At 59.2% G+C, this 26,120-nt stretch carries 27 protein-coding genes; 15 read left to right on the forward strand and 12 right to left on the reverse strand.

Annotated features, from left to right (window positions below; translation table 11 throughout):
* Nucleotides 1-459: 459 nt before the first annotated feature.
* Nucleotides 460-774 carry an integration host factor subunit alpha gene (locus tag ACS5Q1_RS28115; RefSeq protein WP_473101276.1) on the reverse strand — a complete coding sequence of 105 codons (315 nt, stop codon included), beginning with the start codon at nucleotides 772-774 and terminating at the stop codon, nucleotides 460-462.
* Between the two features lie 528 nt (nucleotides 775-1,302).
* Here ACS5Q1_RS28115 and ACS5Q1_RS28120 point away from each other — a divergent pair.
* Nucleotides 1,303-2,133, forward strand: coding sequence for a GNAT family N-acetyltransferase (locus tag ACS5Q1_RS28120; protein ID WP_473101277.1), 831 nt, complete (start codon nucleotides 1,303-1,305; stop codon nucleotides 2,131-2,133).
* Nucleotides 2,134-2,278: 145 nt separating this feature from the next.
* Nucleotides 2,279-2,764: a GNAT family N-acetyltransferase gene (locus ACS5Q1_RS28125; protein ID WP_473101278.1), complete on the forward strand. Its 486-nt coding sequence runs from the start codon at nucleotides 2,279-2,281 to the stop codon at nucleotides 2,762-2,764.
* Nucleotides 2,765-3,234: 470 nt separating this feature from the next.
* Here ACS5Q1_RS28125 and ACS5Q1_RS28130 read toward each other — a convergent pair whose 3' ends face one another.
* Complete coding sequence (locus ACS5Q1_RS28130; protein WP_473101279.1) at nucleotides 3,235-3,723, reverse strand: GNAT family N-acetyltransferase; 489 nt, start codon at nucleotides 3,721-3,723, stop codon at nucleotides 3,235-3,237.
* Nucleotides 3,724-3,879: 156 nt separating this feature from the next.
* On the opposite strand from ACS5Q1_RS28130, the gene ACS5Q1_RS28135 reads away from it, so the two are divergent.
* Complete coding sequence (locus tag ACS5Q1_RS28135; RefSeq protein WP_473101280.1) at nucleotides 3,880-4,557, forward strand: class I SAM-dependent methyltransferase; 678 nt, start codon at nucleotides 3,880-3,882, stop codon at nucleotides 4,555-4,557.
* Nucleotides 4,558-4,603: 46 nt separating this feature from the next.
* Here ACS5Q1_RS28135 and ACS5Q1_RS28140 read toward each other — a convergent pair whose 3' ends face one another.
* Nucleotides 4,604-5,353, reverse strand: coding sequence for a prephenate dehydrogenase/arogenate dehydrogenase family protein (locus tag ACS5Q1_RS28140; protein WP_473101281.1), 750 nt, complete (start codon nucleotides 5,351-5,353; stop codon nucleotides 4,604-4,606).
* 307 nt (nucleotides 5,354-5,660) lie between these two features.
* Here ACS5Q1_RS28140 and ACS5Q1_RS28145 point away from each other — a divergent pair, with 307 nt between their 5' ends.
* A complete protein-coding gene (locus ACS5Q1_RS28145; protein ID WP_473101282.1) occupies nucleotides 5,661-5,828 on the forward strand; it encodes a hypothetical protein in 168 nt (55 codons plus the stop codon).
* Between the two features lie 61 nt (nucleotides 5,829-5,889).
* On the opposite strand, the gene ACS5Q1_RS28150 is transcribed toward ACS5Q1_RS28145, so the two are convergent.
* Together ACS5Q1_RS28150 and ACS5Q1_RS28155 are read right to left on the reverse strand one after the other, a co-directional pair.
* Entirely contained in the window at nucleotides 5,890-6,150 is a 261-nt protein-coding gene (locus tag ACS5Q1_RS28150) for a hypothetical protein (RefSeq protein WP_473101283.1), read from the reverse strand.
* A gap of 320 nt (nucleotides 6,151-6,470) precedes the next feature.
* Nucleotides 6,471-6,725, reverse strand: coding sequence for a DUF6894 family protein (locus tag ACS5Q1_RS28155; protein ID WP_473101284.1), 255 nt, complete (start codon nucleotides 6,723-6,725; stop codon nucleotides 6,471-6,473).
* An 813-nt stretch (nucleotides 6,726-7,538) separates the two neighbouring features.
* Here ACS5Q1_RS28155 and recA point away from each other — a divergent pair.
* Nucleotides 7,539-8,579 carry a recombinase RecA gene (gene recA / locus ACS5Q1_RS28160; protein ID WP_473101285.1) on the forward strand — a complete coding sequence of 347 codons (1,041 nt, stop codon included), beginning with the start codon at nucleotides 7,539-7,541 and terminating at the stop codon, nucleotides 8,577-8,579.
* Between the two features lie 155 nt (nucleotides 8,580-8,734).
* On the opposite strand, the gene ACS5Q1_RS28165 is transcribed toward recA, so the two are convergent.
* Nucleotides 8,735-9,466, reverse strand: coding sequence for a Crp/Fnr family transcriptional regulator (locus tag ACS5Q1_RS28165; RefSeq protein WP_473101286.1), 732 nt, complete (start codon nucleotides 9,464-9,466; stop codon nucleotides 8,735-8,737).
* A 438-nt stretch (nucleotides 9,467-9,904) separates the two neighbouring features.
* Between ACS5Q1_RS28165 and ACS5Q1_RS28170 the strand changes: the two genes are divergently transcribed.
* Together ACS5Q1_RS28170 and ACS5Q1_RS28175 are read left to right on the forward strand one after the other, a co-directional pair.
* Complete coding sequence (locus tag ACS5Q1_RS28170) at nucleotides 9,905-10,069, forward strand: hypothetical protein (RefSeq protein WP_473101287.1); 165 nt, start codon at nucleotides 9,905-9,907, stop codon at nucleotides 10,067-10,069.
* A gap of 430 nt (nucleotides 10,070-10,499) precedes the next feature.
* Entirely contained in the window at nucleotides 10,500-10,955 is a 456-nt protein-coding gene (locus ACS5Q1_RS28175; RefSeq protein WP_473101288.1) for a GNAT family N-acetyltransferase, read from the forward strand.
* Nucleotides 10,956-11,498: 543 nt separating this feature from the next.
* On the opposite strand, the gene ACS5Q1_RS28180 is transcribed toward ACS5Q1_RS28175, so the two are convergent.
* Nucleotides 11,499-12,395, reverse strand: coding sequence for a LysR substrate-binding domain-containing protein (locus ACS5Q1_RS28180; protein WP_473101289.1), 897 nt, complete (start codon nucleotides 12,393-12,395; stop codon nucleotides 11,499-11,501).
* 326 nt (nucleotides 12,396-12,721) lie between these two features.
* Between ACS5Q1_RS28180 and ACS5Q1_RS28185 the strand changes: the two genes are divergently transcribed.
* The 5 genes from ACS5Q1_RS28185 to ACS5Q1_RS28205 all read left to right on the forward strand — a co-directional run bounded on the left by ACS5Q1_RS28185 (nucleotide 12,722) and on the right by ACS5Q1_RS28205 (nucleotide 16,779).
* A complete protein-coding gene (locus ACS5Q1_RS28185) occupies nucleotides 12,722-13,747 on the forward strand; it encodes an aldo/keto reductase (protein ID WP_473101309.1) in 1,026 nt (341 codons plus the stop codon).
* 161 nt (nucleotides 13,748-13,908) lie between these two features.
* The gene (locus ACS5Q1_RS28190) at nucleotides 13,909-14,307 is read left to right on the forward strand and encodes an SDR family oxidoreductase (protein WP_473101290.1); all 399 of its coding nucleotides are present in this window, start codon (nucleotides 13,909-13,911) and stop codon (nucleotides 14,305-14,307) included.
* Nucleotides 14,304-14,633, forward strand: a complete 330-nt coding sequence (locus ACS5Q1_RS28195) for an SDR family oxidoreductase (protein WP_473101291.1) — start codon at nucleotides 14,304-14,306, stop codon at nucleotides 14,631-14,633. The genes ACS5Q1_RS28190 and ACS5Q1_RS28195 overlap by 4 nt, the downstream gene beginning before the upstream one ends.
* Nucleotides 14,634-14,719: 86 nt before the next feature.
* Nucleotides 14,720-15,553, forward strand: a complete 834-nt coding sequence (locus ACS5Q1_RS28200) for an SDR family oxidoreductase (RefSeq protein WP_473101292.1) — start codon at nucleotides 14,720-14,722, stop codon at nucleotides 15,551-15,553.
* Between the two features lie 44 nt (nucleotides 15,554-15,597).
* Entirely contained in the window at nucleotides 15,598-16,779 is a 1,182-nt protein-coding gene (locus ACS5Q1_RS28205; RefSeq protein ID WP_473101293.1) for an adenylate/guanylate cyclase domain-containing protein, read from the forward strand.
* A gap of 244 nt (nucleotides 16,780-17,023) precedes the next feature.
* Here the strand turns inward: ACS5Q1_RS28205 and ACS5Q1_RS28210 are convergent, their stop codons facing one another.
* Nucleotides 17,024-17,662: a CGNR zinc finger domain-containing protein gene (locus ACS5Q1_RS28210; protein WP_473101294.1), complete on the reverse strand. Its 639-nt coding sequence runs from the start codon at nucleotides 17,660-17,662 to the stop codon at nucleotides 17,024-17,026.
* 65 nt (nucleotides 17,663-17,727) lie between these two features.
* On the opposite strand from ACS5Q1_RS28210, the gene ACS5Q1_RS28215 reads away from it, so the two are divergent.
* Nucleotides 17,728-18,684 (forward strand): EamA family transporter, encoded by a 957-nt coding sequence (locus ACS5Q1_RS28215; protein ID WP_473101295.1) that lies wholly within the window; start codon nucleotides 17,728-17,730, stop codon nucleotides 18,682-18,684.
* 68 nt (nucleotides 18,685-18,752) lie between these two features.
* Nucleotides 18,753-19,628 (forward strand): alpha/beta fold hydrolase, encoded by an 876-nt coding sequence (locus ACS5Q1_RS28220; protein WP_473101296.1) that lies wholly within the window; start codon nucleotides 18,753-18,755, stop codon nucleotides 19,626-19,628.
* A 71-nt stretch (nucleotides 19,629-19,699) separates the two neighbouring features.
* Here the strand turns inward: ACS5Q1_RS28220 and ACS5Q1_RS28225 are convergent, their stop codons facing one another.
* Entirely contained in the window at nucleotides 19,700-20,617 is a 918-nt protein-coding gene (locus tag ACS5Q1_RS28225) for an arginase family protein (protein WP_473101297.1), read from the reverse strand.
* A gap of 428 nt (nucleotides 20,618-21,045) precedes the next feature.
* On the opposite strand from ACS5Q1_RS28225, the gene ACS5Q1_RS28230 reads away from it, so the two are divergent.
* Complete coding sequence (locus tag ACS5Q1_RS28230; RefSeq protein ID WP_473101298.1) at nucleotides 21,046-22,830, forward strand: adenylate/guanylate cyclase domain-containing protein; 1,785 nt, start codon at nucleotides 21,046-21,048, stop codon at nucleotides 22,828-22,830.
* A 344-nt stretch (nucleotides 22,831-23,174) separates the two neighbouring features.
* On the opposite strand, the gene ACS5Q1_RS28235 is transcribed toward ACS5Q1_RS28230, so the two are convergent.
* From ACS5Q1_RS28235 to ACS5Q1_RS28245, 3 genes are all read right to left on the reverse strand, one after another.
* A complete protein-coding gene (locus ACS5Q1_RS28235; protein WP_473101299.1) occupies nucleotides 23,175-23,873 on the reverse strand; it encodes an IS6 family transposase in 699 nt (232 codons plus the stop codon).
* 452 nt (nucleotides 23,874-24,325) lie between these two features.
* Complete coding sequence (locus tag ACS5Q1_RS28240) at nucleotides 24,326-24,763, reverse strand: hypothetical protein (protein WP_473101300.1); 438 nt, start codon at nucleotides 24,761-24,763, stop codon at nucleotides 24,326-24,328.
* Between the two features lie 341 nt (nucleotides 24,764-25,104).
* Nucleotides 25,105-26,052: an alpha/beta hydrolase gene (locus ACS5Q1_RS28245; protein ID WP_473101301.1), complete on the reverse strand. Its 948-nt coding sequence runs from the start codon at nucleotides 26,050-26,052 to the stop codon at nucleotides 25,105-25,107.
* Nucleotides 26,053-26,120 lie beyond the last annotated feature (68 nt).

The raw sequence follows: 26,120 nt of genomic DNA on the forward strand, positions 1-26,120 counted from the left end.
AACAGAGTTCGTCTCCGAAGCTGCGAGCAGCCTTGCCAAGACAGTCTCTAGTCGCTGACAGAGTACTGACCTCTCTGCCAGTTCTAAAGACCGAAGCCGTGCAAGCAGGGCGCGGCCTTACCGTTTGCTTTGCCTGCGTTAGGGTTCTGTCCAACGCGCACCCGTAGATCCAGGGAATAGCAATGACCCATGATCCACCTCCCGTTCCAAGCAGTGAATCACAGCTCGGTCTCGCACAGAAGCCCAGGAGTCTGATTTCCAATCCGGCGCTCTAGCTTGTGATTGGTGAGCATGATGACCAAGAAGGGGAGCATCAGGATCCGACGGGCAGTCACTGATGAAAGGGTTTCAGGGCACGCCATCGCGACACGGCTACTGGCTCGTCAGTGAGGACAGAGGCCAAGGCGGCAGAGCTGCCCACAAAGCCGCATGCTCTCCAGTGCCGCTCCGACCCAAGTCCTATTCCGCGGCCAGCCGACGAGGTCCTTGGTTGAGGTGCGAGACCAGAACATCCGATGGCTTGAACGAGATCACCGTGCGCGGCTCAATCGCCACCTCACAACCTGTCTTGGGATTGCGTCCGTTTCGTTTGCCATTCCGGCGCGGGACGAACGTGCCGAAGCCAGAAATCTTGACCGTCTCTCCAGTCATGAGACAGTCGCTGATCTCTGACAGAACCGTTCCGACGAGCGTCGAAGCCTCTGCTTGAGACAATCCGGCCGCTTGAGATACCGCACGGGCCAGATCGGCCCGCGTCACGCTGCTTGAACTCATCTCATCCTCGGTTGAAAGAACGAATTGGTTTTCGCCCGCCGCGCCTGCATGTCAAGAAGTTTTCAACCTTACTGCCGCGTAGGAATGTATCGGAACTGCCCTACTCTATTGTGGCAGTCAGCCCACTCCGGCCTCTATGGTGTGAAACGGGACATGCTTGAGATGCAATACGTGTGGCAGAACGGCTAAGCGTTCTGTCGAGACTTTTTTGCTATGTGTTGTTGAGGATGCTCGCATAGGATAGCCACAATTCGGCAAAGTGCTTCCTCAAAGCGCGCATCAGCCCGCCTCACCTCGTGGGGCGGGCTGTCTTAAGCTCGGATCAGGTCCTGTGGGACGCGTATTCAGCCGCAGGTTTCATTTGCTGGGTCTATAACGCCCCTTCGGGGAATCCAGCTTTGCAGCGCGTTCCGTCACGACCGTCCGTGAACTGGACGAGTTCCCACAAATTGCCGTACAGATCTTCAAGCACAGCTAGGGGGCCGTAAACGACCTCTTTCTTCCTGCGATTAGGGTGCAATCGAAACGATGGTGACATTGACGACTTCTGCACTTGCAGAGCGGCTAGAACATGCCGAAGCGATCCAGCTTCAGCGTCAAGTCGAAGCATTTGCGCAAATCTCTCCCCATGAAAAGTGTTATGCCCTCCCGATTGCGGGAGGAATTGCTGCGGTAACGCTTAAAGCCTTTGGTCGGAAGCTGAACCACATAGCGGGTTTCGCAATGACTGAGCGCCCCACGATCTCGAGTTTGGCTGAGGTTGAAGATGTATATGCGAAGTGCGGTCTGACGCCTGAGATCGATGTTTGCCCGTATGTGGCTAGCGACGTTCTGACCCTGCTCGCCAGTCGCGGGTATGTCGTGAACGCTTTCGTGAATGTCTTTGCAAAGGTGCTGGGGAAGGCTGAAGTCGAGGCCGCAGGGAATGATGATGTCGTTGTCGAGCCGGTGGCGATAGATGAGCTATCGGACTTTGTTTCGCACTCGGTCTCTGGATTTCTGTCCGGTCAAAGGCCTCCGGAACTTCTGCGAACCCTGGCACAGATTGCAGTCCGGCGTGCCGATACCAAACTCTACTTTGCCAGAGTTGATGGCAAGATTGCGGGTTCGGCTGGTCTTTCCCTGATTGAGACGCCATTTGGTGGTGTCGCCCATCTCTACATCGACAGTACCCTGCCCGAGTATCGTGGTCGTGGCGTTCAAGCAGCACTAATCCGCGCACGTTTAGCGGCAGCACACCGCGCGGGTTACGATTTAGCGAGCCTGTCTGCCCGCCCAACAAACGCCAGCTCGCGGAATGCCGGGAAATCAGGGTTTACGCTCGCCTACACCAGGCCGACTTTTAGGTTAGCCCGTTAAGACCAAAAGCGGCATCAAGCTGACACGACTTTCTCCTGATCCGGTGAGGTCAAACAGAGCTTGAGGAGCCCGGTCATCCCATGTCGGATCGGGCCGTTGGACTACGAGCGGGCTCATCGGGCAAGATGACCGAAAACCCTGAGCAATGCTTCCAAACACAGGATTACACAAGTCTGGTGTCCTCTTTGTCCGCTCCGTCACCCGGCAGGATTACGAGCAATGGCTTCCGTTGTGGGAGGGATATAACGCGTTCTATGGGCGGTCGGGCGCCAAAGCACTCGCCCCTGAAGTCACCCAGATGGCCTGGGCCCGCTTCTTTGACGCATATCAGCCGGTTCATGCTCTTGTGGCTGAGGGCGACGGACGCTTGCTTGGCCTGGCGCATTACCTCTTCCACCGCAGCACGACAGCCATCGGACCAAGTTGTTACCTGCAGGATTTGTTCACCAGCAAGGAGGCACGTGGAAAAGGCGTCGGCAAAGCTCTGATCCAGGGCGTCTATGAGCAGGCGCAGCTTGCAGGTTCGCCTCGGGTGTATTGGCAGACACACGAAACCAACCTTGCTGCGATGCACCTCTACAATCAGGTGGCCGAGCACTCTGGATTTGTCGTCTATCGCAAGCTGTTCTGATCAAACTCCGTTTCGAACCGCGCTAAAAGCGTTTGTCATGGTCGGGATTTCAACGGTGCGACTTCGCATTCAACGTGGTGGAGGGTCGATTGACTAGGTTGACATGCTTGGCGCACTGGGTAGCTAGGCGACCGACCTCATCTTCAAAGGTGAGGCAGACTGACGGCGGTTTTCCGCGAATGGCTGAAGCAAACTTGAAAGTGAAGCCTTGGTGCGCCAAATGGCTAGCGGATGGCGTGCAACATCCTTTGACAACGTCTACAGCTGATGAGGACGCCCGCATAGGATAGCCCTAATTCAGCACAGTGTTGCCTCAAAGCGCGCATCAGCCCGCCTCACGCGCAGAGGCGGGCTTTTCGCTATGAGATCGGGTGGTGTGATATGCCTATCCAGCCACTCGCTGCATCGGTCCTGCTCCATAACGTCCCGTTTCGCGAAAAAGTTTATCCATCATTGTCGCGCAAACGGTCCTACCGGAGGGCAAATTCGATCCGGTTAGGTCCAGGGCCGGGACGCCCTGTCGCGTAAAAGCCGGTCTTTGTCAAAACCTTGATCGAGGCCGCATTATCAGATCGGCATTGAGCGAAGATCGAACGGTGGGCCAGATCAGGATGGGCCGCGATCTGATCCAACATCGCCCGCAGTGCCTCCGACGCGTAGCCTTGGCCGTGGTACTCGACACCCAACCAGTATCCAACCTCGATGGTCCCATCCGGGTAATCGAGCATCCCCATGGCCCCGATCAGAGTTCCATCGGGGAGCCGCACCGCGAAGACGTATTTCTTGGTGTCGTTCTGGCTGGCAATGAGGGCCTCCGCCTTCTCCAGCGGGAAGCCACCGTCCATGAATGACATCCACTGGCTTATGGCCGGGGTGTCGCTGATCCTGGCCAGCTCCGGAGCATCCTGCATCTCCAGTTGACGGATTGCCAAGCGCTCAGTCGTGAACGGCTTCAACATGGGGCCACCCTCCGGGCAACCCGCCTCGTATCGTCAAATCTGGACGCTGTGAGGGCGTGAGGAGCGTTCCATAAACGGCCTTCTCGGAAACTCGTTGTAGATCCTCTCTGACTTCGTTGTCTTGACACTTGACCTCACAGGCAGCAGAAGCGCGTCATGACGGCACCATCCTTTGATGCACATTCCGCCAGTTCTTACTCTGAAGGCCCGCCTCGACAGGTTCCAGGCTACTCCAGCCTTCACCGTATGGTAGCGCTGTTACTCGCAGAGCGCACCCCTCCGAATGGTCGGGTGCTAGTCTTAGGAGCAGGTGGAGGACAAGAACTCAAGGCGCTCGCGGAAGCGCATTCAGGATGGTCATTCGATGGCGTGGATCCATCTCCCGATATGATTCGGCTAGCCGAACAGGTGGTGGAGCCGCATACCGCACGCATACAGTTGCATGAAGGCTATATTACTGACGCCCCGGAAGGTCCTTTCGATGCTGCTACATCGATACTAACCTTCCATTTTATCCCTCACGACCAACGGCTCGAAACCCTAAAACAAGTTCGGCATCGATTGAGGATCGGCGCGCCCTTTATCCTAGTCCATCTCAGTTTCCCGCAGACTGAGCCTGAGCGGTCGCTATGGATCGCCCGCCATGTCGCCTTTGGCCTATCGAATGGAACTGATCCCGCCCATGCTGAGCGTGCCCGTCAAGCAATAAGCAGCAGGCTGACCATCCTGTCACCAGAGGAAGAGGTGACAATGCTGGGCCAAGCAGGATTTTCGAACGTCAGCTTGTTCTATGCTGGTTTAAGCATCAAAGGCTGGGTAGCCTACGCCGAGTAGCCCTACTTCCATAAACGGCCTTCTGCGAAATTGCGGCGCTCTTGCTCTATGTGGCCGAGTGGTTGTTCTCCAGTTCAACTCTCAAGGAATCCGCTAAAGCAAAAAACCGTTCGCGGATCCCCTTCGCATACGGATTTTCTCGCTCAATGGCGCGGAATACGCTTGCCGCGTCGTAGCGTACCATCTCAGTAGCTCTCACAAGCAGTTCGAAGCTTGGAGTAGTCATCTCGGTCGGCAACGGGCCCATTTCCGCCAGCACTTTGGCAATCAGGTGCGTAATCCCTTGTGTGATTGCCATTTGCTGATCGTGTGTTTCTGGCGTCGTAACGATGACCTCTAGGGAAAGTGCCTCCAGCCAAGCCTTAGTCGCTTCGAGGCGGTGCCCACGTATCGGACAGAGCACGATCTTCAGCCCATTTAGACCGGTTGCTGCGCTTTGCGGACCAAACAGGGGATGAGTACAGATGACATCAATATCAACAGGGAGCTCGGCTCTGAGAATTTCAGCAGGTAGTACTTTTACTGATCCGACGTCCAACACCAAGGTACCTCTTCTTAGAACCGGTGCAATCTGTCGCGCGACGTCTCTAACAGCCTGGACTGGCGCAGCTATAATCACAACTTCGGAATTGGCCGCTTCCCCAAGCGTTACGTACTCCGGTGCGCATGATCCTTTCACAGGTAGTTCTGGATCGAAGACTTTGACCTCGAAATCTTTTGCAAGATAAGGATATATCAGGCGACCAAACGCGCCAAATCCTATTAAGCCAAGATGCTTTCTTCTTCTTTGATACATTACGTTTCGTATGCTCCCTATTGCCTTAGACTTGCTCATCGTAACTGGGAGCAGCCATCAATAATTCGATCACAAGCTTCGCTAAGAACCTCGGGTTCAATGAGTGGGTACAAATCGGCCATGGGCCTCTATAGCAATTCTGCGCAGTCACCAGCAATGACCTGCAGTGCCGCCAGACAGTCAATAACCTCCGCCTGGGACCCGATGGGCTGTGACATGTCTAATGAGGACAATCAGTGACTTGTCTAACGGGTTCTGACATCGTTTGACAGTCTTCTCTCCGTGTAACCGATTACACCGGGGTGTCATGAACGACTACGACCGCGACCAGCAACACAAGCTTCAGAAACTGGAAGCCATCAACGGCGAACTGGCTCGGCATAAGAGGATGGCCCGGCGCGTCCTGCTCCTGATGGTTCTCCTGAACGCTGTGGTTCTCGCCCTGCTGGCCCAGCATTTGCTGGGCAGGGACTAACCGTCGACAGGCCTTTTGGAGTCATTGCATACAGGCGCTCCATAAAGGCGGTTCTCGGAAATTACGGCTCCGTGCGCGCAATGTCGCTGCTCAAGTAGATGATTGGCACCTCCACGGCCTGGGCCCATTCCAGAGCCCGTTCACGCGCCTCCTCCAGCGTGCGATATGTTTGATTTCTTTTCATCTGGTCGTTCGGCTCAATGCCTTTTCCGGTCACAGTGTATTGCTTCCCGATGGCCGGTTCGTGAATGACCTCGATGAGAATGCATCTCTCCGCATCTGCAGGCTTTTGTCCTCCGGCCAATTGCTTGAAGTCAGGCATGCATCCCTCCTTCCTCTGCAACTCGACAGCTAAATTTATCGGCAAGTTTACGAGCCCACCGCCTTTTCCCGTGTGCTAACACCAACGCCGCTGCCCCCTGTTCCATACTGACGCTTCCCGGAAATTCGCACCTGGATACGGCGAAGGCCTCGGGGGGCAATCCGAGGCCTTGCTTGTGGGGGAGCGGCGGGCCGCCACCGGGATTCCGATCGCCGCGCTCAACCATCACAGGCTTTGATTCTGCGCCTGGTGCCGAGCGGCGTCAACGGCAACCGAGCGGAACCGCTTGTCAAAAAGGCGCTTCTCGGAATTGCGCAGCCTCAATGCCGAGGGCTTCGCCTCTGATCAAAATCGGTAAGGGGAATGCTCAGGACCATGCTGCCGATGCCGTCGGTAATCTCAAGCGACCAACCCTGCCACTCATCAAATGACAGCGCCTCGTTGATGAACTCATTCGCCGCCTGCAGGATCTGGGACAGGGCCTCCTCGCTGGTCGACATATCCACCCCCTCCTCATCCGGGATCACCGCATGCGGGGAGACAAGATGGAAGAAGTATCTGTCTGACATCGGCATGATTGACTCACTCCCACAGAGCCATTCGATGCATGATCCCGAACGTTAGCCGTGACGATACTATGGCAAGACGGTCGTGAAATACCTTTTAGCTCTTTGTACCACGCGTGGGTATGACGGTGTGGTACGGCCATTCGTGATTTGATCCTACGGTCAAAGACTATCTCACCTCACAATGTGAAAACACTGCTCTGTGTTGTTCGGCCATTCCAGAAACGGTCCTCGCGGACTCACACACCCATCACCTTCAGGATGAGGCAGACTGAGGGCGCTTTTCTGCGCATGGCTGAGGCAAACTCGAAAATACAGCCGTAATAAATCAATCTCGTAGCCGAGGACCTGAGCCATCCTTTGGTATCCTCTACAGATGAGGACGCTCGCATAGGATAGCCCTAATTCGGCAAAGTGCTTCCTCGATGCGCGCATCAGCCCGCCTCACCCCTTGAAGATGAGGGCGACACTCCGTTTCTACGTCAAGTGTGACCGCTCTACGGCAGCCCTTTTCATCGAGACAAGGTTATCGGGCCGCAGTTCCCAATCCTGTTCCAGACCAGGGCTAGGATGATCGCGCTCATCGAGCTGGGAATCGGAGCGACAAGCCCAGGACAGGCGAGAATTCCACGCAGCTTAGTTCCAGGGGCAATCTGCCGTGCTTGGGGCCGCAAACGACGCCGGCTCAACCTAGACTGTCGCCGTAGGCTCACTCAGAGAGCGTGGATGCCGCCTGCGTCGTCTTGTTCCCGTTTTGTTCTGGTATTCCGGGGCTCAATGAGGTATCTTTCTCCACAACCAGTTTTGGAAAGCTGAGCCGTTATGAGCACCGACAGGAACAAGGCCATCGAAACGGCGATCGCTCAGATCGAACGTTCCTTTGGCAAGGGCTCGATCATGCGCTTGGGCGGTGATCAGGTGGTTGACATTGAGGCTATTTCAACCGGGTCCCTGGGACTGGATATCGCTTTGGGCGTTGGCGGCCTGCCCCGCGGCCGGGTCGTTGAGATCTATGGACCGGAATCCTCCGGGAAAACGACGCTGGCCCTCCAGACCATCGCCGAGGCTCAGAGGAATGGCGGCGTCTGCGGCTTCATCGATGCTGAGCATGCTCTGGATCCGATCTATGCTCGGAAACTTGGCATCAACCTGGATGATCTTCTTGTCTCGCAACCTGATCATGGGGAACAGGCGCTCGAGATCGCCGATACGCTCGTCCGCTCGGGCTCTGTGGATGTTCTGGTCATTGACTCGGTGGCGGCCCTGACGCCCAAGGACGAGATCGAGGGTGAGATGGGCGAAAGCCGTCCTGGTCTTCAGGCTCGCCTGATGAGCCAGGCCCTGCGCAAGCTCTCCGGCTCGATTCATCGCACCAACACGATGGTGATCTTCATCAACCAGATCCGCATGAAGATCGGCGTCACCTATGGTAGCCCGGAGGTGACGACCGGTGGCAACGCCCTCAAGTTCTATGCTTCCGTGCGCCTCGACATCCGCCGAACCTCGACCCTGAAGGATCGCGATGAGCCGATCGGCAATCAGGTGCGCGTCAAGGTGGTCAAGAACAAGGTCGCTCCGCCCTTCAAGCAGGTCGAGTTCGACATCATGTTCGGCGAAGGCATCTCCAAGATGGGCGAGTTGATCGACCTTGGGGTGAAGGCCAACGTGGTGGAGAAGTCGGGCGCCTGGTTCTCCTATGACAGCCAGCGCCTCGGTCAGGGGCGTGAGAACGCCAAGATCATGCTCAAGGAGAATCCAGCCATCGCGGCTGAGGTCGAAGCGAAGATCCGCCAGAACGCCGGCATCCTTGCAAGCGAGCTTCAGGCAAACGATGCAGGAGCCGTAGCCAACGACGTTGCATAGGGTGCTGGAACAACACCCCGGCCCAAAAATCGGCAAACTGCCAGCAAACGCCTATGAGATGACGATGCCTTGAGATGACCCAACACGGTGGGATGGCGCCGTCGTGCCTCTGGGAAACTTGCGCGTGGGCGGCGCAAGTTCGCACGAGCGCGGGCTTACCTTGAGTGGGTCGCGTACGGCAACAGGCGCGCATCAACAGCGCGAATCCTGCTGTAGCATTCACAGGCCGCGTCCTCGAGGCGGCTCGGGTCGGTGACAATGATGCCGCCCCTGCCCTGCTGGATCAGCCCTCTGGCCTGGAGCTTGCCCATGACGCTGCTCACGGTCGAGCGCTGAACCCCCAGCCGCTCGGCCAGGAACTCATGCGTGATCGGCAACGCATCGTGATCAACGCGGGAGTGGAGCATCAGGACAAAGCGGCAGCACCGGGCTTCCACGCTGTGCAGGGCGTTACAGGCCACCGACTGAAGTATGCGCGCCATAGTGGCTTCCGTGAAATGGCGCAGCAGGCGCTGGAGGTTCGGGCGGGCGTGGATCGCCGCGGTCATCGTGTCGAGGTCGATCCGAGACGCCGTGCCGGTGAGTTGGACCACATAGCACCCGAAGGCTTGACGGGTCACACTCGCATTGATGAGGCCGGCGACCCCTTCCCGGCCACAGAGCGACATCTCCGCCGAGCTCCCGTCCGCCATAACGGCCAGGAGCGAGATCACCGTGTCGTGCGGAAAATAGGCGTGCCGCATGGTGTCGCCTGCCGCGCACAGGACCTGCCGTTGGTGCAGGTTGACGATCTCCAGGTGCGGCTCGAGGCCGGCAAAGTCCTCCGGCTCCAGAGCAGCCAACAGCCGGTTGGCGCGATGAGCCTTGGCGGATTGTACTTTTATCATTGCCTAAGAGTATAGTCCTGTATTCAACCTGGATTATGCCACCGATAACAAGTGCTGCAGCACCTGCTGAAGCAGAAGAGACAGAATAGCAAGCTCAATCATTCTGAATTGAACTGAGGTTAAGACAATCAAAGCATGCGAGCGCAGATACCGGCTCAGCCGATGATCGGCTACACTTTAAAAGGTGTCATGCTGACGCAGGCAAGTCGCGCAAAAGGCACGCGACCGCCCAAAGGGCCGATGTGATTGCACCCAAACCGACTCGCTCTGCTGGCTCCGGTGTATCCCATTTCTGGGTGGTGTCGACGTCGGATGGAGGAGAACTCGGCCCTGCAGAACGGTTCTTGCCTGTTCTATGAAGGGCCTTTATCGGAACTTTCCGGATAATTGTCTCGCGCGCGCATGAGGCATAAGGCCTGCCGCGCCGGAGAAGCCTACGTGAGCCATTACGACCGTGAACGACAGGACAAGCTGCGGAAGCTGGAAAGCAGCGAAGCCCATTTGAGGCAGCACGATCGGACAGTCCGCCGTGGTTTGATCTGGCTTTCGGTCCTGGGAATCACGGTGCTTGCCCTCTTGATCGACGTCATCACCCGTCTGTAGCGTCATGACAAGCAGCCGGCCCGATCCGGGCGAGTTCCTATCTGATCGTGTGGGCGGTCTTCGGTCCGGTCCCATCGAGCCGCTCAATCTGGTCCGCCCGTGCCCTGAGCTGATCGAGTGTTGTGATCCCCGCCCGATTCAGCGCAAGCCAGGCGTTGAAGGGCAGGCGCAGACCTTTGATGGATCCCGCGCAAGCCGCATGAAAGCCCGGTGCCACCCGCCTCACCTCGGTTGAGTTGTCGGGTTCAGGCTAAACCAGGAAGTCGGACCAGAACGAACGCCCTTATGGCGATCTCACCGGATTGTTACTCTATGTCGTCAGGCCGACAGATGCAGGGCCTGTTCCATAAAGGACATTATCGGAATTTCATAATCGTCTGAGAGGATGCCTTCCTCTCGATAAGGCTGATAGTGACAACGTGGATAGCACATGTACGAGTTGAAGAAGGTAGAGGCGGCGGAAGATTGGAGAGAACTCCACGCGATCAGACGTGCTGTTCTGTTTCCTCCTGGTCGACATCAGTTTGAATACAATGAGCACCATCCGGATGATCGTGCAGAGGGTAATGTGCCTTATCTCCTGCTCCTCGATGGTGCCCCCATTGGGGTTGTGCGGCTCGATCAGCGCGGTTCCCTCGGGGTGGTACGACTGGTTGCCATCAGATCAGAGCGGCAGCGCGAAGGGCATGGCCGCATGTTGAGCGATCTCATTGATGGGGAGGCGTTGCGCCTTGGGATCACGGAGTTGCGCGTGAATGCGGCAGCCGATGCAGTAGGATATTACGAGAAAACAGGATGGGCGCAGGGTAGTTGGGACCCAACAGAGTTGACCGGCGTGGCTGAAAACTGCGTGCAGATGACCAAGTTGCTATCCAGCATTCCATGAACAGCCTTCTACGAAACAAAAACCTACCGCGTACTTTCGGAGGTGAGGCAGACTGATGGCGTATTTCTGCGGGAAGGTGAGGCAAACTCGAAAATAAAGCTCAACTTTCGCAGCGACTTGGCGGAAGGCCTGCGGCATCCTTTGCCGGCGTTTACAGGAGGTCACTGTGGACGTCCGCATAGGATAGCCATAATTCGGCAAAGTGCTTCCTCAATGCGCGCATCGGTCCGCCTCACCCAATGAAGCGTGAGACGAGGTTCTTCTGTAATCGTAGTGAAACCTCGGCGAACTGATCGAAACGAATGGCCGCCCAATCGGGCGGCCATTCCTTGTGTCGCTCAATGCAGCTTTGTCCGTTCTCAGCCCCATAGCGGACGCTCGGCGTACTTCCGGAACGTGCCAAAAGGAGACTTTCCGCGTTTCCAACCCTTATGCTGAACCCCAAAGCTGTACAGGGAGAACCTCTGATAAGGCCGTCTATGAAGGATAAGCATCAAGAAAAAGTCGGCTTTGCGCTTGTGGGAGAAGACAGCAACATTGCAACTACAGTCTTCGATAGTTTCTCACGTGTTCGATAAATGCCCGGAGTTTCGGATGAACCTGGGAGCGCTGCGGGTAGTACAGGTAATACCCGGCACTGGTCGGGGCATACTCCCCCAGAACGATCTCGAGGCTGCCAGCTTCGACCTTGTCGACGATCAAATCCTCAGTCGCATAGATGAGCCCGACGCCGTCCAGTGCCGCGTCCAGCGCGAGCAGTGAGTTGTTCAGGATGAGCGAGCCGCCGACCTGCACTTCGAAGGCCTTGCCTTTCGACTCAAACTCCCAACCGTCGTAGATGCGGTTGCCGACCCCAACGCAAATGCAGTCATGCGACAGCAGATCCTTCGGATGTTTCGGGCGGCCGAACTGATCGAAGTATCCTGGTGCACCCGCAACGGCATAACGGATCGGGCCGAACAGCTTCAGGGCGACCATGTCCTTGGCCAGGATGTCGGACACGCGAATGCCAGCGTCGAAGCCTCGCTCGAAGACGTCGGATGCCGCGTTTTCCAGGCAAACCTCTACCGAGATGTCGGGATACTTATTGCAGAAGCTGGAAACGACCTCCTTCAGGAAATTCGGATAAATCATCTGTGGTGCATTCAACCGCAGGCGACCGGCAGGCTTCCCAGAGAAACTCCCTGCATCCTCCATCGCAGCAAGGATCTGCTCCAGTGCCGGACCCGCCTGGCCCAGGAACCTCTCGCCGGCTTCGGTCAGGCTCGTGGCCCTCGTGGTCCGCGTCAGGAGGGTTACGCCCAGCCGCGTCTCCAACTGCCTGATCATCTTGCTGATCGCAGACGGCGAGACCCGGAGGGCCTGGGCCGCCGCGGTGAAGTTGCGTTTATCAGCGACGAGCTTCAGGGCCAGGAGCCCATCGAGCTGGTTCTTGTCCATTATGAACCTCTGGTCAATGAGACATCAACCAGTATGCGGATTTTGGAATAGCTGGAACGCATTAATTTGAAGGGAGCCGAGAAGTTACCGAACGAGGAGGACGTCATGGACGACCCTCCGCCCCTTGGAGTTCCAGCCGCATGAAAAACCCATCACACACCGACCTCGAGACCAGCGGTCCCGCAATGCCGGGCCGCCGCAGGTTACTGGCGGCCGGGCTCGGAGTGGCCGCAGCGTCGCTGCTGCCTATCTCTGGCGGGCAAGCACAGACGGCACCGACGGGATCTTCAGGGACGGGTTCACGCCCATCGAGCACGCAGCGCCGCATGCTCGGCTCCCTTGAGGTTTCTGCCCTGGGGATGGGCTGCCAGAACTTCGCCGGGATGTATGGCCCACCGACCAACAGGCAGGAAGCGGTCCGGATCATCCGGGCAGCCTACGACCGGGGCGTTACATTCTTCGATGTTGCCGAAGTCTATGGGCCCTTCCTTGGCGAGGAGATCACTGGCGAGGCCCTGGCACCGATGCGCGACCGGGTGGTCATCGCCACCAAGTTCGGGTTCGACATCACTCCAGAGGGCAAGGTTCAGGGCGTCACCAGCCGACCGGATCGTATCAAGCAGGTGACAGACCAGTCGCTCCGGCGCCTGAAGACGGATTACATCGACCTTCAGTACCAGCATCGCGTTGATCCCACGGTGCCCATCGAGGACGTGGCCGGGGCGGTCCAGGAGTTGATCCGCGAGGGCAAAGTCCGTCACTTCGGCCTGTCTGCTGCGGGCGATGCTACCATTCGCCGGGCGCATAAAGTGCAGCCGGTCACGGCGGTGCAGAACGAATACTCCGTCTGGACGCGCGATCCGGAGATGGAGGTTCTCGCGACCTGCGAGGAGCTGGGCATCGGGTTCGTGCCGTGGAGTCCGCTCGGAATGGGGTATCTGACCGGCACCGTCACCCCCTTGATGGTGCATGGCCCTGCGGATTTGAGGGCAAACCTGCCGCGCTTCACCCCCGAGGCGCGCCGCGCGAACTGGCCCGTTGTCGAGCTGCTCCAGCGCGTGGGCGCCCGCCATCAGGCGGCGCCTGGGCAGATCGCCCTCGCCTGGCTGCTCGCCCGCAAGCCGTGGATCGTGCCCATTCCAGGGCCGACCACACAGGACCAGATGGATCAGAACATGGACGCGCTTCAGGTCCAGTTGACCGCCGCCGACATCAAGGAGATCGAGGACGGCTTCGCTCAGATCAAGGTGCAGGGCGCGCGACTGAGCGAGCCGATGCTGGCGATGATCGATACCGGCGCCAAGCTCGGGACAAGTTCAAAGGGTGGAAACGGCATGTCGCCCCTGCGGTAAGAACCAAGGGGAACCGGTGGAGGCTTGAAAGGTCAAACCCGGTTCCTCCGGCGGCATCGGCACCTTGCTGACGCCGCCACTTCTTGTGGTCGGCCGATAGAACATCCGCCTTCCCGGATCGATGCCGACCCGATCAAGATTAGAGATGAAACGAGATTGTTATGAGTAATACCAACCGAGTTGCGGTGATTACCGGCGCGTCCTCCGGAATTGGAGAAGCCATGGCCAGGGTGCTTGCTCAGGAGGGTTATCGGGTCGCCCTTCTGGGGCGGCGCCTTGAGCGCATCGTCGCTTTTGCCGATGAATTGGGCAACGGCACCATTGCCATCCAAGCTGATGTTACCGACCGGGATTCCATCGTCGCCGCGGCTGAGCGCGTCCAGCAGGACCTTGGCGGCGCCGACATCCTCATCAACAACGCCGGGGTCATGCTGACGGCGCCCTTTGCATCGGACAAACGATCCGAGCACCGGCAGATGGTCGAAACCAACCTTCTTGGCGCCATGACCGTGACCGAGGTTTCCTCGATCAGCTTCGCGCCAGGAAGGGCGATTTGGTGAACATTTCCTCCGTCGCGGCGCGTGTCGCCCCGGCGGGTTTTGCCGCCTATTCGGCAACAAAATGGGGATTGAACGGCTGGTCCGAGGCGCTCCGCGTCGAGCTTCAGCCCGATATCCGCGTCATGGTCATCGAGCCTGGTGCCGTGGCAACGGAGCTGTCCGACCACATCACCCACGATGAGAGCAAGAAGGTCGCGCAGGACTACCGCGATAACGTGGCGATGCCGGCGCAGGACATTGCCGAGGTGGTTGCGTTCGCACTGAGCCGGCCGAAGCGGATCACACTCAATGAAATTCTGGTGCGGCCAACCATTCAGGCCATGTGAGGCTGTCCCTCGATGGACATCCTCCCGTTCGTCGGCAGCACAAGCGGCCTCGAACGGGGATTGGAATCAACGAAAGGAAAGATGAGATGAGCAGCAACGTTTGGTTGATCACCGGTGCAGGCCGAGGCCTTGGTCTGGATATCGCCAAGGCCGCATTGGCCGCGGGCCACAAGGTGGTTGCAACCGGTCGCAACACCGACAGGGTGGCAAGAGCCATCGGGGAGTCCGAGAACCTCCTTGTCGTGAAGCTCGATGTCACGAGCGCAGTGGACGCCACAGCGGCCGCACGGGCCACGCTTGAGCGGTTCGGGCGCATTGATGTGCTGGTCAACAACGCGGCCAGCTTTTATGCCGGGTACTTCGAAGAGCTGACGCCCGAGCAGATGGATCGTCAGCTCGCGACAAGCCTGCTTGGGCCCATGAACGTGACCCGGGCCTTTCTTCCGGCCATGCGCCAGCAGCGATCCGGCCGGATCGTCTCGATCTCCTCGACGGCCGGCCTGATGGGCTTCGAGTTCTGCACCGCCTACTCCGCCTCGAAGTTCGGCCTCGACGGTTGGATGGAGGCGCTCCAGACCGAAGTCGCCCCGTTCGGCATCGAGACGATGATCGTGAACCCGGGCTTCTTCCGCACCGAGCTCCTCACGGAGGAATCCACCAACTATGCGGAGCCCGCCGTCGAGGACTATCACGAGCGGCGGACGGCGCAGATCGCCTTCTGGAGGTCCCAGAATGGCAAGCAGGGGGGCGACCCCGCCAAGCTCGCACGGGCCCTGATCACGCTCACGGACCAGGACGAGCTGCCGCGACGCTTCCTTGCCGGCGCTGACGCCATCGACATTGCCGAGCAGAAGATTGCATTGCTACAGCAGCAGGTCAAAGCGCACCGGGAACTGTCGAGCTCGCTTGCCATCGACTGAACCAGCCCGGTGGCGGTTGAGGCAGCACGGAAAGGTCACGACCGATGGCGAGAACGGAGGATATCACGCTCTGGCTGGCCAACGAGGCCCCACATGACACCGTGAAGGGGCTGTTCGCCGGCTTCTGCAGGGAAATCGTCCGGTCCGGGGTTCCGGTCTGGCGCGCCTCGCTGGGCCTGGAGGTGCTGCACCCGGAGGTGAGCGGCTGGCAGCATGTGTGGACGGACGAAAGCCTGTCGGTGCGTGCGTCCGACCGAGCCACGGCGCCGACCTCCGAGTCGTACCTGAACAGTCCCACCCGTGTCGTCGACGAGACGGGACGGCCGTTCCGCCGCCGGCTCGAGGCCCCCTGCCCCGACATGCCGCTTCTCGAGGAACTGCGCCAGGCCGGCGCGACGGATTACGTCATGTATCCCCTGCCGTTCCTGGACCGGACCCGGACCGCGGTGATCTCCTTCGCCACGCAGCAACCGCAAGGCTTTGACCCGGCATCGCTTGAGGGACTGGCGTTCGCCACCAGGCTCTTGAGTCCATACCTGGAGCGGCATGTCCTGCGCCGCATCGCCGTCGATCTGCTCGACACCTACGTCGGTCCCCGCACCGGACAACGCATCATCGAGGGCCGGGTGGATCGCGGTGCGGTGGAGATGATCGAGGCGGCGATCTGGTTCGCCGACCTACGCGGCTTCACCCTCCTGTCCGAGCAGTCACCCATCCCCGAGGTGCTGGCCCAACTGAATGCCTGGTTCGGCACCGTCGGCGAAGTGGTCGAAGTGCATGGCGGCGAGGTGCTCAAGTTCATCGGTGATGCCGTCTTGGCGATATTCCCGACCTCGGGCGAGCACGACCGCATGGCAGCGTGCCGGAAGGCGCTGGTGGCGGCGCAGGAGTTCTGCCGGAGAGCCGAGGCTGAGAACGTCCTGCGTCGGTCCTCAGGCAACCCACCTCTCGCCCACGGTTTGGCGCTGCATGTCGGCGAGGTGGCCTATGGCAACGTCGGCGCTCCGCACCGGCTGGACTTCACGGTGATCGGCCCGGCCGTGAACCGGGCCAGCAGGCTCCTGGATCTGGCCAAGCGACTGGACCAGCAAGTGCTGGTCTCGCACGCCGTGGCACGGGAGCTGGATCAGCCTCTGGTCGATCTTGGGCGCCATCAGTTGCGAGACGTCGAGAAGCCGCAGCGGGTCTTTACCTTGCCCAGGCAAGGCAGTGTCCGATCGCACTGATCGGCACGCCAAGAGATTTCCATCCGCTCAGTGCGCGCCGACCCAGCCCGATGTCCACTCACCGTTGAAGGTCCCCTCTGGGTCAAAGAGTAACGAACAGCAAATGAAATGAAGGTCCGCTTGCCGCCTCACGAGCAGACCAAAGCGCTTCTTCCGAGAAGTGCCAGGAGCGGAAATCGACTACCGGCTTCGATGGAAGATACCTAAACCACTTCCTACAACTCTTCCCTTCGTCAGAATGACGTCAGGACTGCTCCGTCTCACGCCTTCTCTGGTAGTGACGGTGGGCTTTGGCTCGATTGCCGCAATCCCCCATCGAGCACCAACGACGGTTCTGGGTTCGGCTTTCATCGACGAAGAGCCACCCGCACCCGCGGTCGTCCTCACACTGCTTGACCCGGCCAGCCCTTGGGCCTGTCATCAGATCCGCGGCGGAAACGATCAGGGGCTTCAGCAACGCGAGATCATCGCCTTGAGGCCGAACACACCAAACAAGTTCGCCGGAGCGCCATCCGAGTTCCGCCCCATAGCTGCCTTGGCTGAGCAGTTGATTGAACAAGGCAAGGGTCGCAGGAGGCGGTGCATGGCCGGTCATGCGCGCAACGAAAAAGCTATAGATTGCCTCGCGCAGACCAATTGCGGTCTCATAAAATGATCGGGCACGCTCCAGGTCTCCCTGCCAAGCTTGAGAGATGGCATCCAGGCTCTCTGGGTCGGCAACGGCATTAGCCTTCAGCCAAGTGAGGAGGGCCTCTGCATCAGGAAGCCGCTCCTCCGACGGTGTCCGCAGCCGCCAGGCAGCGGTGTTCACGAACCGGATCGCAAGATCCTCCCGAACCAAGCTACTTCCAGGCTGAGGGGTAGTCTCGTCAGTGTTGGGCATGTTGGAACTCACGACGGTGTAGTCTGTTTCTCCTTTCTAACCCCTTAACAGGTTAGAGGCAGGGCATGCCACTTTCAAGAACCCGCATTGCGATCATCGGCGCCTTCGCGGCGATTTATGTCATCTGGGGCTCAACCTATCTTGCTCTGGCTGTGGCTCTGCACTCCTTGCCGCCTTTCCTGCTGATGGCCGCGCGCTGCCTTACGGGCGGAGCTATCCTATATGGCTACGCTAGGCTGAGAGGTTCCGACCGCCCGCCTGCCACCATTGCTCTGCTTGCATCGGTTTGCGGCATTCTGTTCTTCGCTGGATGCCACGGCGTTCTTGCCGAAGCTCAAAAGAGGGTGCCATCGGGGCTTGCCGCAGTTCTGCTCGCGACCATTCCACTGTGGATTGCTCTCTTGCAAGTGGTCCTCCGGCTGTCGAAGCGGCCGTCGAAGAGAGCCGTCGCTTTCCTGCTCCCAGGTGTGGCTGGCGTGGCCCTCATTGCGTGGCGACAAAGCTTGTCAGGGGACAGCGAGTTATTAATGAGTGATGTGCTTCTGTTGCTTGGCGCCTCACTCTCCTGGGCCGTTGGGACGCTGATATCCGAGCGGCAGACCGACGTGTATCCGCCCCTTGCGCTCTCGGGACTCGAACTCCTGGCAGGTGGGATCGCGTTGCTGGTGATCAGCATCACGAAAGGCGAACTGAGCGGGCTCACCATCACGGAAATCTCAACTGCATCGATTGCCGGTTGGGCCTACCTGACTGTTGCAGGAACCTTGATCGCCTTCGCAGCCTATATCTGGCTTCTCAAGCAGGTCTCTCCCACGCTCGTTTCGACCTACACCTTCGTCAATCCGGTGATCGCCGTGGCCCTCGGCTGGACCTTCCTTGATGAGTCCCTGACCATCTGGATGCTGGCAGGAGCTATCATGATCATCGTATCGGTAAGCGGACTCCTGCTGACGCCACGGAGATCGGCCGGCGCGAACAGGAATGCGCCGGCATGCGCCGCACAGGCATCATGTCAGCTTTGACCTACCCCGGGGCCTTCTTTTGACCGTTCCAGGTCTTCGAACTGGCGAAGAGAACAAGGAGGATACTCATGGATACTCGCGTCAGGCACAGTCGCATCATGATTGGCGATGTCGATACGTTCTACCGTGAGGCCGGACCGGAAGATGCACCCGTGGTTCTGCTCCCGCATGGCTATCCGTGCTCGTCCTACGAGTTTCGCAACCTCCTACCGCGGCTGGCTGACCGCTGGCGGCTGATCGCGCCGGACTATCCCGGCGCTGGCTATAGCGGAACGCCGGATGACTTCGACTACAGCTTTGGCGGTTACGCCGCCTTTCTCGACAGCTTCGTGAAAGAGTTGGGCATCAACCGATTCGCTCTTTATCTGCACGATTTCGGATCTCCAATCGGCGCACGGCTGGCGATCAAGGCACCTGAGCGCGTGGTGGCGCTCATCCTGCAGAATGCCGATATCCCTTACGAAGATGCGCTGGGGCCGAAATACGCCGACATCGAGAAGACTTGGACGCTCCCAGCTTCCGAGATGCGAGAGAAACTGGCTGAAGCGGTGAATGAAGAGACGTTCCGGGAAGAGTTCCTGAACAATGTCAGGCCCGAACTTGCCGCTTGCATTCCTCCCGACTTGTGGAAGCTGCACTGGTCGTTGATGACACCCAGGCGCAAGGAGATCGCTGTTAGCCTCATCGCGGGGCTCAGGGAGAACCGCGCCTGGTTTGCGCAATATCGGAACTACCTCAGCGAGCACCGGCCGCCGGCGCTGATCGCGTGGGGACCGCACGACCACTACATGCCAGAAGAGTCGGCACGCGCTTACCTTCGCGACTTACCCGATGCCGAGCTTCACGTGCTGGATGGCGGCCACTGGCTGCTGGAGACCAACCTTGATGAGATGGTGGCGCTCATCCGCGACTTTCTGGACCGGGTGCACGCACCTCCCGATTGAGCCAACTGCCTGCAAACTTCGACTCGTCTTCAAGGCTGCGGATGCCAAGGTGGCGGAGTAGCCCGTCGCCACTAGGGCTCGAATACCCTTAGTAGCAGGGTGACGATCCTGGCTGCACATTCGTGTTGCGGGTCAAGGTCGGGATCGTAGATCGTCACTGTCATGCCGGCGCAGAGCTCCTGCGCGACAAGCGCTCGCAGGAGGCGGAAGAGATCCTCCTCGTCGAGGCCCGGACTGCCCGGGCTGTCGACCGCCGGCATCACGTCCTGATCCAGGACGTCGACGTCGAGGTGGATCCAGAATGGCCAATCCGGCTGCTGCCCCAGAACCGTCAGAGTCCGGGCGATCACCGCGGCGGAGCCGAGATCGCGTGCGGTGAACACGTCGAGGCGGGTGATGGCAGTGGTGTCGATGTCTGGCCAGGCAAAATCGGCGTCGCGGCTTTCGCGCTCGCCAATCTGTACCACCTGTTCGTCAGGCACCAGCGGGGCATCAACCCACGGCCATTCGGTCAGGAGACGCTCACCGCGCCCGGTGGCCAAGGCGAGATCCATGCCGGCCACAGCCCCTGCAACCGTAGCGGCATCATAGTTGCCGGGATGGCGGAAGTCGCTGTGTCCATCGACGTGCACCAGGGACAGAGGTCCCTGGCGGCGACGCCCCGCCAGGGCTCCGAGCAGAATCGAGCAGTCGCCGCCGATAACGACCGGAAAGGCCGAGGGATCATCGCCCAGAGCCGCAACGGCTTCGGTGAGCTTCAGGCCGAACTCCCTGATGGCCGCACCGTTGAGAAGTCCCGTCCCGGCATCCGGCTGGGGCCTGTAGGCGGGACGTTCGAGGTCGATGATCCGGCACGGGGAGAGGGCCCCAACGAGACCTACCTGTGTCAGAACCTCTGGAGCTCGCCAGGTCCCCGGCTCATGGCCGGGAGCAAGAGGCCGTAGACCTAGGTTGGACGGCGCACGGATGAGGACTGTGTTGCGAGACATCGTGCAATCCCGAGAATGGCTTTCAGGCAGTGCTAACATTAGATCAGGTCGCGGATCTCGCGGGCGAGGCTCCTCACATACCTTCGAAGGTGAGACCTGAAGGTCCGCACCGGGTCACGAACAGTCCTTCAGCTTGGCCGTGTGAAGGTCCGCTTTTCGCCCTTAACCGGCCCTCCCCGGGATCACGACATAAAAGGGGCAGGGATTCACGCTAAGCGGACAGATCCAGAACATCCTCCTCGGTCTTCATGGCAGGAACCCGTAAAGGTCGGAACCCATCCGGCATGAGGGGCTACACGACCCATCAGCGCCGTAAGCTGCCAGGATTTGACGCGGCGATTTAGCCCTTTTGAGGCCGTACCCCAACCCCCCTGGACGACATTCGGTGGAAAGAGCAACATCATCATGCCTGATCGATGATGGGCCCAATGAGCGGAACTGCAGGTCCCAAGGTCCAACGACGCCTCGCGGCCATCTTTGCAGCCGACGTGGAAGGCTACTCACGGCTTATGGAGGCGGACGAGGTCGGGACCTTGCAGACCCTCACGGCCCATCGAGAGATCATGGACCGGCTCATCGAGGAGCATGGCGGGCGTATCGCCAATACCGCGGGGGACAGCGTCCTGGCTGAGTTCCCGAGCGTCGTGGATGCGGTCCAGGCAGCGGTGGAGGCCCAGGAGGCTCTCAGGACAGCGAATGAAGGTCTTTATGAGGACCGTCGGGTCCGCTTCCGCATCGGCGTGCATGTCGGCGACGTGATGGTTAAGGGGGGAGATCTCTTCGGGGACGGCGTGAACATCACAGCGCGTCTCCAGACCCTTGCGCCCCCAGGAGGGGTCTGCCTCTCCGGGTCGGCCCATGATCATGTCCGCAAGGTGCTGCCACTGACTTTCGATGATCTCGGACCCCATCAAGTCAAAAATGTCGCCGAGCCGATCTGGGTCTATGCCATCGTTAAGCCGTCCCTCGTACAATCGGGCTCACCTCACCGGGCACAAGACGCAAGGTCAGGACCTCTTGTCGATAGACCTTCGATTGCTGTTCTTCCTTTTGCGAACCTGAGTTCCGACCCTGATCAAGAGTACTTCGCAGATGGAATTGTCGAGGACATCATTTCTTCATTGGCTCGTTTCCCAAGCCTATTTGTAGTCGCTCGCAACTCCAGCTTCAACTTCAGAGGTCGAAATCTCGACCTGAAGCAGATCGGCCGACAGCTTGAGGTGCGCTACATACTTGAGGGGAGTATCAGGCGAGCAACAAATCGCGTGCGCCTCACGTGCCAGTTGATCGACGCTGAAACCGGCACCAGCCTCTGGGCAGATCGGTTCGACGGCGAACTTGGAGATGTTTTTGCTCTCCAAGATGACATTACCGAGCGAGTTGTTGGTCTAATCCACCCCCGCATCCAGAAAGCAGAAATCGAATGTGCTACGCGCCGGAGACCAGAGAGCGTGACTGCTTATGATCTCTATCTCCGGGCGCTCGCGCTCTTCCACTCACTGACCCACAGCGGTTCTGACGAGGCTCTCAAACTGCTGAATCGGGCACTTGAGCTTGAGCCTCGCTTCGGACCTGCTGCGAGTCTTGCCTCGATGACCTGCATCTGCAGAATCGCTCAAGGCTGGGCCACGGATATACAACGTGAGACAAACGAATCAATTCGCCTGAACCGGCTTGCCTTGGACATCGACCCCAACGATCCCGATGCTCTCGCGATTTACGGACGCAACCTAAGTTACTCAGGACGCGATTTCGAGGGTGGGATCGAAGCGGTTGACCGAGCCGTTGAGCTTTGTCCGAACTCAGCGTTTGCTTGGTCGCAGCGAGGATGGACTTACACCTACGCCGCTCGTCCTCGCGATGCAGAGGCGTCGTACTTGCGGGCGATGCACCTCAGCCCGCTCGACCTGACCCTGTACTCCACGTTAACGGGGCTCTCATTCGCGTATGTCCAACTTGAGCGGTTCCATGATGCAGTCGAAACTGCCCGGAGAGCGATACAGCAGAACCCTCACTACTCCAGCACATTCCGCATTTTGGCTGCCGCACTCGCTCAACTCGGCCGTTTCGATGAGGCTCAAGACGCTCGCCAAGAGATGCTCAAGCTAGAGCCTGATTTCAGGATCAGTGAATGGACTGCCCGGAGCCCGTGGCGATATCCCGCCAGAGAGATCTATATAGACGGCCTTCGCAAGGCAGGTTTCCCCGAATGACCACTGCTATGTCGCAACGTTCCTCTCAGCTGAGAGTTACAGCGGCTTGTTGAGTACGCCATGAGCAGGGGCTTGAAGTCACTTTGCTGGCGTACCGGGTCGCAGATGACGGCGTTTCGTGGCCTCTCGCTTAGCCACCTGTGGGCTCCCAAGGGCCCGTACGATCGGTTCCTGTCCCACATCTGACGGGGTCGGCACCCGTCTCACATTTGATTCTCCAAGGGTGTCTTCTGATTCTCCAAGGGTGTCTTCGCGACAACTCGGTCCAAGAAGGGGAGCATCAGGATCCGGGCTGTGTTGCAGTAACTTGGAGAAGGCGCAACGAACCTAAGCGAAGGGCCTCTTCATGCGGCAAGGCCGAACATCTGGTTGACCAGACGGATTTCGCCCTTCAATCCTGGCTGTTGCAGGATGCAGTGACCCCGACGGATCATCCGCATGACTTCAAAACCCTTAAGGGTCGCAGAGGCAGTTCTCATCGTCTGGAAGCCGCGGGTCGGCCGGATCACGCGCTTGAGCGCGCCATGGTCGGCCTCAATGATGTTATTCAGATATTTCGAGGTTCGGTGCACCACGTGATGCGCCAAGTGCCCTTCTCGTTGCAGGCGCAGGATCGCCTTGGGATAGGACGCCAGTTTGTCGGTTGTGATCGTCTCAGGAGGGTAGTCGCTCATCGTCTTCAGAGCCTTGCGCAAGAAGCGATAAGCGGCTCGGGTGTTCTGGCGGTCCGACAGCATGAAGTCGATCAGCTGACCGTGCTTATCGACAGCACGGAAGAGATATTTCCAGCGGCCGCCGACCCTCACATAGGTCTCGTCCACCCTCCAGGAGCCAGACCGATGCCCCTGATATCGACGCACCCGCTTCTCGATCTCCGGAGCATAGCGGTGAACCCAACGCATGATCGTGGATGGGTCGACTTCAACGCCACGCTCTTGCATCATCTCAGCCAAGTCGCGGTAGCTGATGCCGTACTTGCAGTACCAGCGCACGCACAACAGGATGATCTCCGCCGGAAAGCGACGGCGTTTGAACAAAGACAACAGGGCAGCTCCTTGGGTAGCAGCCCTTTCCTAATCGGCCAAGGTTAATGCAACAGCGCCCTGGCAGGATTGTAAGATAGGCCTGGTAATGGACGGGCATCTTCTTGCGCAGGTCCCACGGATAATCAGGCAGGCCAGGGGGAGCAGCCTGGACAGCTATTCCCGCGCACAGAAGCGCCACGGCAACCAAAAGACTGACACCAATAGCGTGCCTGAGAAACCGAAGTGCCATTGCCGCCCCTCCTGATCCCATGCTGGCCTTCCGGCCGTGTCACGGATCGCCCGGGACTTTATCCAGGCAGCGAGGTCAGTCTACGCTGGAGACCAGATCGGCCAAAACAAAGTGCCGATAGAGTAAATGCCGATGGTAGTGGACAACGTTCGGGTCAATCGCGGTGAGGCTGCCCTACGAGCCCAGATCAACCCGATTGCCCTCTGGCGGCAGAACCCAACTACGCTTGGGGCTTACGAAAGCGTTCTGGCATCTGCGGATTACTGGCGGGGTTTGTGTCGTGACGCGACAACCGTGTGATCCGTGCGCCATCCACCAAGGGCTGCAAATCAGCCTCAAGCGCGTCAGCTTCCTCCTTCGAATATACTTCTCGGCCTTTGACGTAGAGAGCAAATGACTTGAGATGCTTCGCCCTCTTTTCGGGATCTTCGATGGTCGCCTTGGTCCATTCATAAAGCGGGTAGCTCTCAACCCCATCCGCCTCAGCTTGCGCGACATAGTCTGAAAAGGCATCGAGCTGGCACTTCATGGTCGCGTCGTGCTGTTCCAGGATGCGGGGCAGTGGTCCGAGTTCTGGAGCGCCTGCACCGCGTCGTGCGGCCTCGGCGAGCTCATCAGCTAGGTAGAGCCGCAACTGGTATTGCCACTGTTCACTCATGCCTCCGCTCCATCGAAAGGGTCCAGCACAGCCCCAATGCCGCAAATTCTAACACCTTTCTTCAAGTCAGTCGGAACTGAAAGTTGTCCTCAGATCAAAGCGCGACTTTCGCCGAAGTGAATGAAGGTCAGCTTACCGCTAGAAAGCGGAAATTCGATTAAGGTCAGCTCCGTGCCAATACCCGACGTTCCGATCCTCCTATGACAGGCGCAACCGTTTCGAGCCCGGCCCTGTCGAGCAAGTCGATACGCTCGAAGAAGCGCCGCTCCGAACGAGCCTGCTGGCGAAGCAATGAATCGGTCTGCGCCAAGGCAACCCGGCCTCTGCGGCTTGGACGACGGTCATGCCGGATTGAACGCACGATCCAGGGCCGCCGCGATCTCACCCAAGAGGATCGTCGTTTCAGGAACGAAACGCCCCATGGTGAGGAAGCCATGGATCTGGCCAGGGAAGTGGCGGTGCCGGAGAGCAACACCTGCTCGACACAGGCGATCGGCAAAGGCTCGCCCCTCGTCCTCCAGAGGATCGAACCCGCACGTCACCAGAAAGGTCGGCGGCGCACCAGAAAGATCTCGGGCCAGCAAGGGCGACGCTCGCCAATCATGCCGGTCCCCGTCTCGCACATAGTGTCTCTGAAACCACCCCAGGATCTCCCGCGTCAGCGGCGCACCCTCCAGGTAATCGAGATGAGGGTACTTCCGCGTGAAATCGGTCGCCGGATACAGCAGGATCTGCAGGCAGAGCGCTGGAGCCTGAGCGTCACGGGCCATCAGGGCCACAACGGCTGCCAGATTGCCCCCTGCACTCTCTCCGCAGATCGCGATCCGGCCAGGATCGAGCCGCAGACCTCTTGCCTCCTGTGCAATGAAAGCGAGTGCAGCCCAGCTATCCTCCACCGCGGCCGGAAAGCGGTGCTCGGGTGCGAGGCGGTAATCAACCGCGACAACGGCACAGCGTGCCAATGTCGCAAGGGTGCGGCACACGCCATCATGGGTGTCGAGGCCTCCATTGACCCAGCCGCCGGAATGAAGGAACAGCACCACCGGCAGTTCTTCATCCTCGCCCGTGCCCTGACCGCGATACAGGCGCAGGGGAATGGCACCTCCAGGTCCCGGGGCTGTGAGGTCAACCGCAGAGGCAACGGGAGATGGCTCAGGGGCGAGCAGGGCCCGGCTGACGCGGAAGGCCTCGCGCGTCTGTCCCGGCGTCAAGGACTCGATGGACGGAGCATCCGGCGTGCGGAGCATCGCGATGACACGCCGCGCCCCCGGATCGAGGTTCTTCGACATGAGGCTCTCTTTGCGTTGCGGACATTGGGATCATGTACCCCCACGCGAGCGGCCAACCACCGCTCGCG

The sequence above is a fragment of the Microvirga sp. GN3 genome (assembly GCF_055792825.1).

Coding starts and splice junctions, on each gene's coding strand:
- ACS5Q1_RS28115 (WP_473101276.1), bottom strand. CDS start 774: ATGAGTTCAAGCAGCGTGACGCGGGCCGATCTGGCCCGTGCGGTATCT.
- ACS5Q1_RS28120 (WP_473101277.1), top strand. CDS start 1,303: ATGGTGACATTGACGACTTCTGCACTTGCAGAGCGGCTAGAACATGCC.
- ACS5Q1_RS28125 (WP_473101278.1), top strand. CDS start 2,279: ATGCTTCCAAACACAGGATTACACAAGTCTGGTGTCCTCTTTGTCCGC.
- ACS5Q1_RS28130 (WP_473101279.1), bottom strand. CDS start 3,723: ATGTTGAAGCCGTTCACGACTGAGCGCTTGGCAATCCGTCAACTGGAG.
- ACS5Q1_RS28135 (WP_473101280.1), top strand. CDS start 3,880: ATGACGGCACCATCCTTTGATGCACATTCCGCCAGTTCTTACTCTGAA.
- ACS5Q1_RS28140 (WP_473101281.1), bottom strand. CDS start 5,353: ATGTATCAAAGAAGAAGAAAGCATCTTGGCTTAATAGGATTTGGCGCG.
- ACS5Q1_RS28145 (WP_473101282.1), top strand. CDS start 5,661: ATGAACGACTACGACCGCGACCAGCAACACAAGCTTCAGAAACTGGAA.
- ACS5Q1_RS28150 (WP_473101283.1), bottom strand. CDS start 6,150: ATGCCTGACTTCAAGCAATTGGCCGGAGGACAAAAGCCTGCAGATGCG.
- ACS5Q1_RS28155 (WP_473101284.1), bottom strand. CDS start 6,725: ATGCCGATGTCAGACAGATACTTCTTCCATCTTGTCTCCCCGCATGCG.
- recA (WP_473101285.1), top strand. CDS start 7,539: ATGAGCACCGACAGGAACAAGGCCATCGAAACGGCGATCGCTCAGATC.
- ACS5Q1_RS28165 (WP_473101286.1), bottom strand. CDS start 9,466: ATGATAAAAGTACAATCCGCCAAGGCTCATCGCGCCAACCGGCTGTTG.
- ACS5Q1_RS28175 (WP_473101288.1), top strand. CDS start 10,500: ATGTACGAGTTGAAGAAGGTAGAGGCGGCGGAAGATTGGAGAGAACTC.
- ACS5Q1_RS28180 (WP_473101289.1), bottom strand. CDS start 12,395: ATGGACAAGAACCAGCTCGATGGGCTCCTGGCCCTGAAGCTCGTCGCT.
- ACS5Q1_RS28185 (WP_473101309.1), top strand. CDS start 12,722: ATGCTCGGCTCCCTTGAGGTTTCTGCCCTGGGGATGGGCTGCCAGAAC.
- ACS5Q1_RS28190 (WP_473101290.1), top strand. CDS start 13,909: ATGAGTAATACCAACCGAGTTGCGGTGATTACCGGCGCGTCCTCCGGA.
- ACS5Q1_RS28200 (WP_473101292.1), top strand. CDS start 14,720: ATGAGCAGCAACGTTTGGTTGATCACCGGTGCAGGCCGAGGCCTTGGT.
- ACS5Q1_RS28205 (WP_473101293.1), top strand. CDS start 15,598: ATGGCGAGAACGGAGGATATCACGCTCTGGCTGGCCAACGAGGCCCCA.
- ACS5Q1_RS28210 (WP_473101294.1), bottom strand. CDS start 17,662: ATGCCCAACACTGACGAGACTACCCCTCAGCCTGGAAGTAGCTTGGTT.
- ACS5Q1_RS28215 (WP_473101295.1), top strand. CDS start 17,728: ATGCCACTTTCAAGAACCCGCATTGCGATCATCGGCGCCTTCGCGGCG.
- ACS5Q1_RS28220 (WP_473101296.1), top strand. CDS start 18,753: ATGGATACTCGCGTCAGGCACAGTCGCATCATGATTGGCGATGTCGAT.
- ACS5Q1_RS28225 (WP_473101297.1), bottom strand. CDS start 20,617: ATGTCTCGCAACACAGTCCTCATCCGTGCGCCGTCCAACCTAGGTCTA.
- ACS5Q1_RS28230 (WP_473101298.1), top strand. CDS start 21,046: ATGAGCGGAACTGCAGGTCCCAAGGTCCAACGACGCCTCGCGGCCATC.
- ACS5Q1_RS28240 (WP_473101300.1), bottom strand. CDS start 24,763: ATGAGTGAACAGTGGCAATACCAGTTGCGGCTCTACCTAGCTGATGAG.
- ACS5Q1_RS28245 (WP_473101301.1), bottom strand. CDS start 26,052: ATGTCGAAGAACCTCGATCCGGGGGCGCGGCGTGTCATCGCGATGCTC.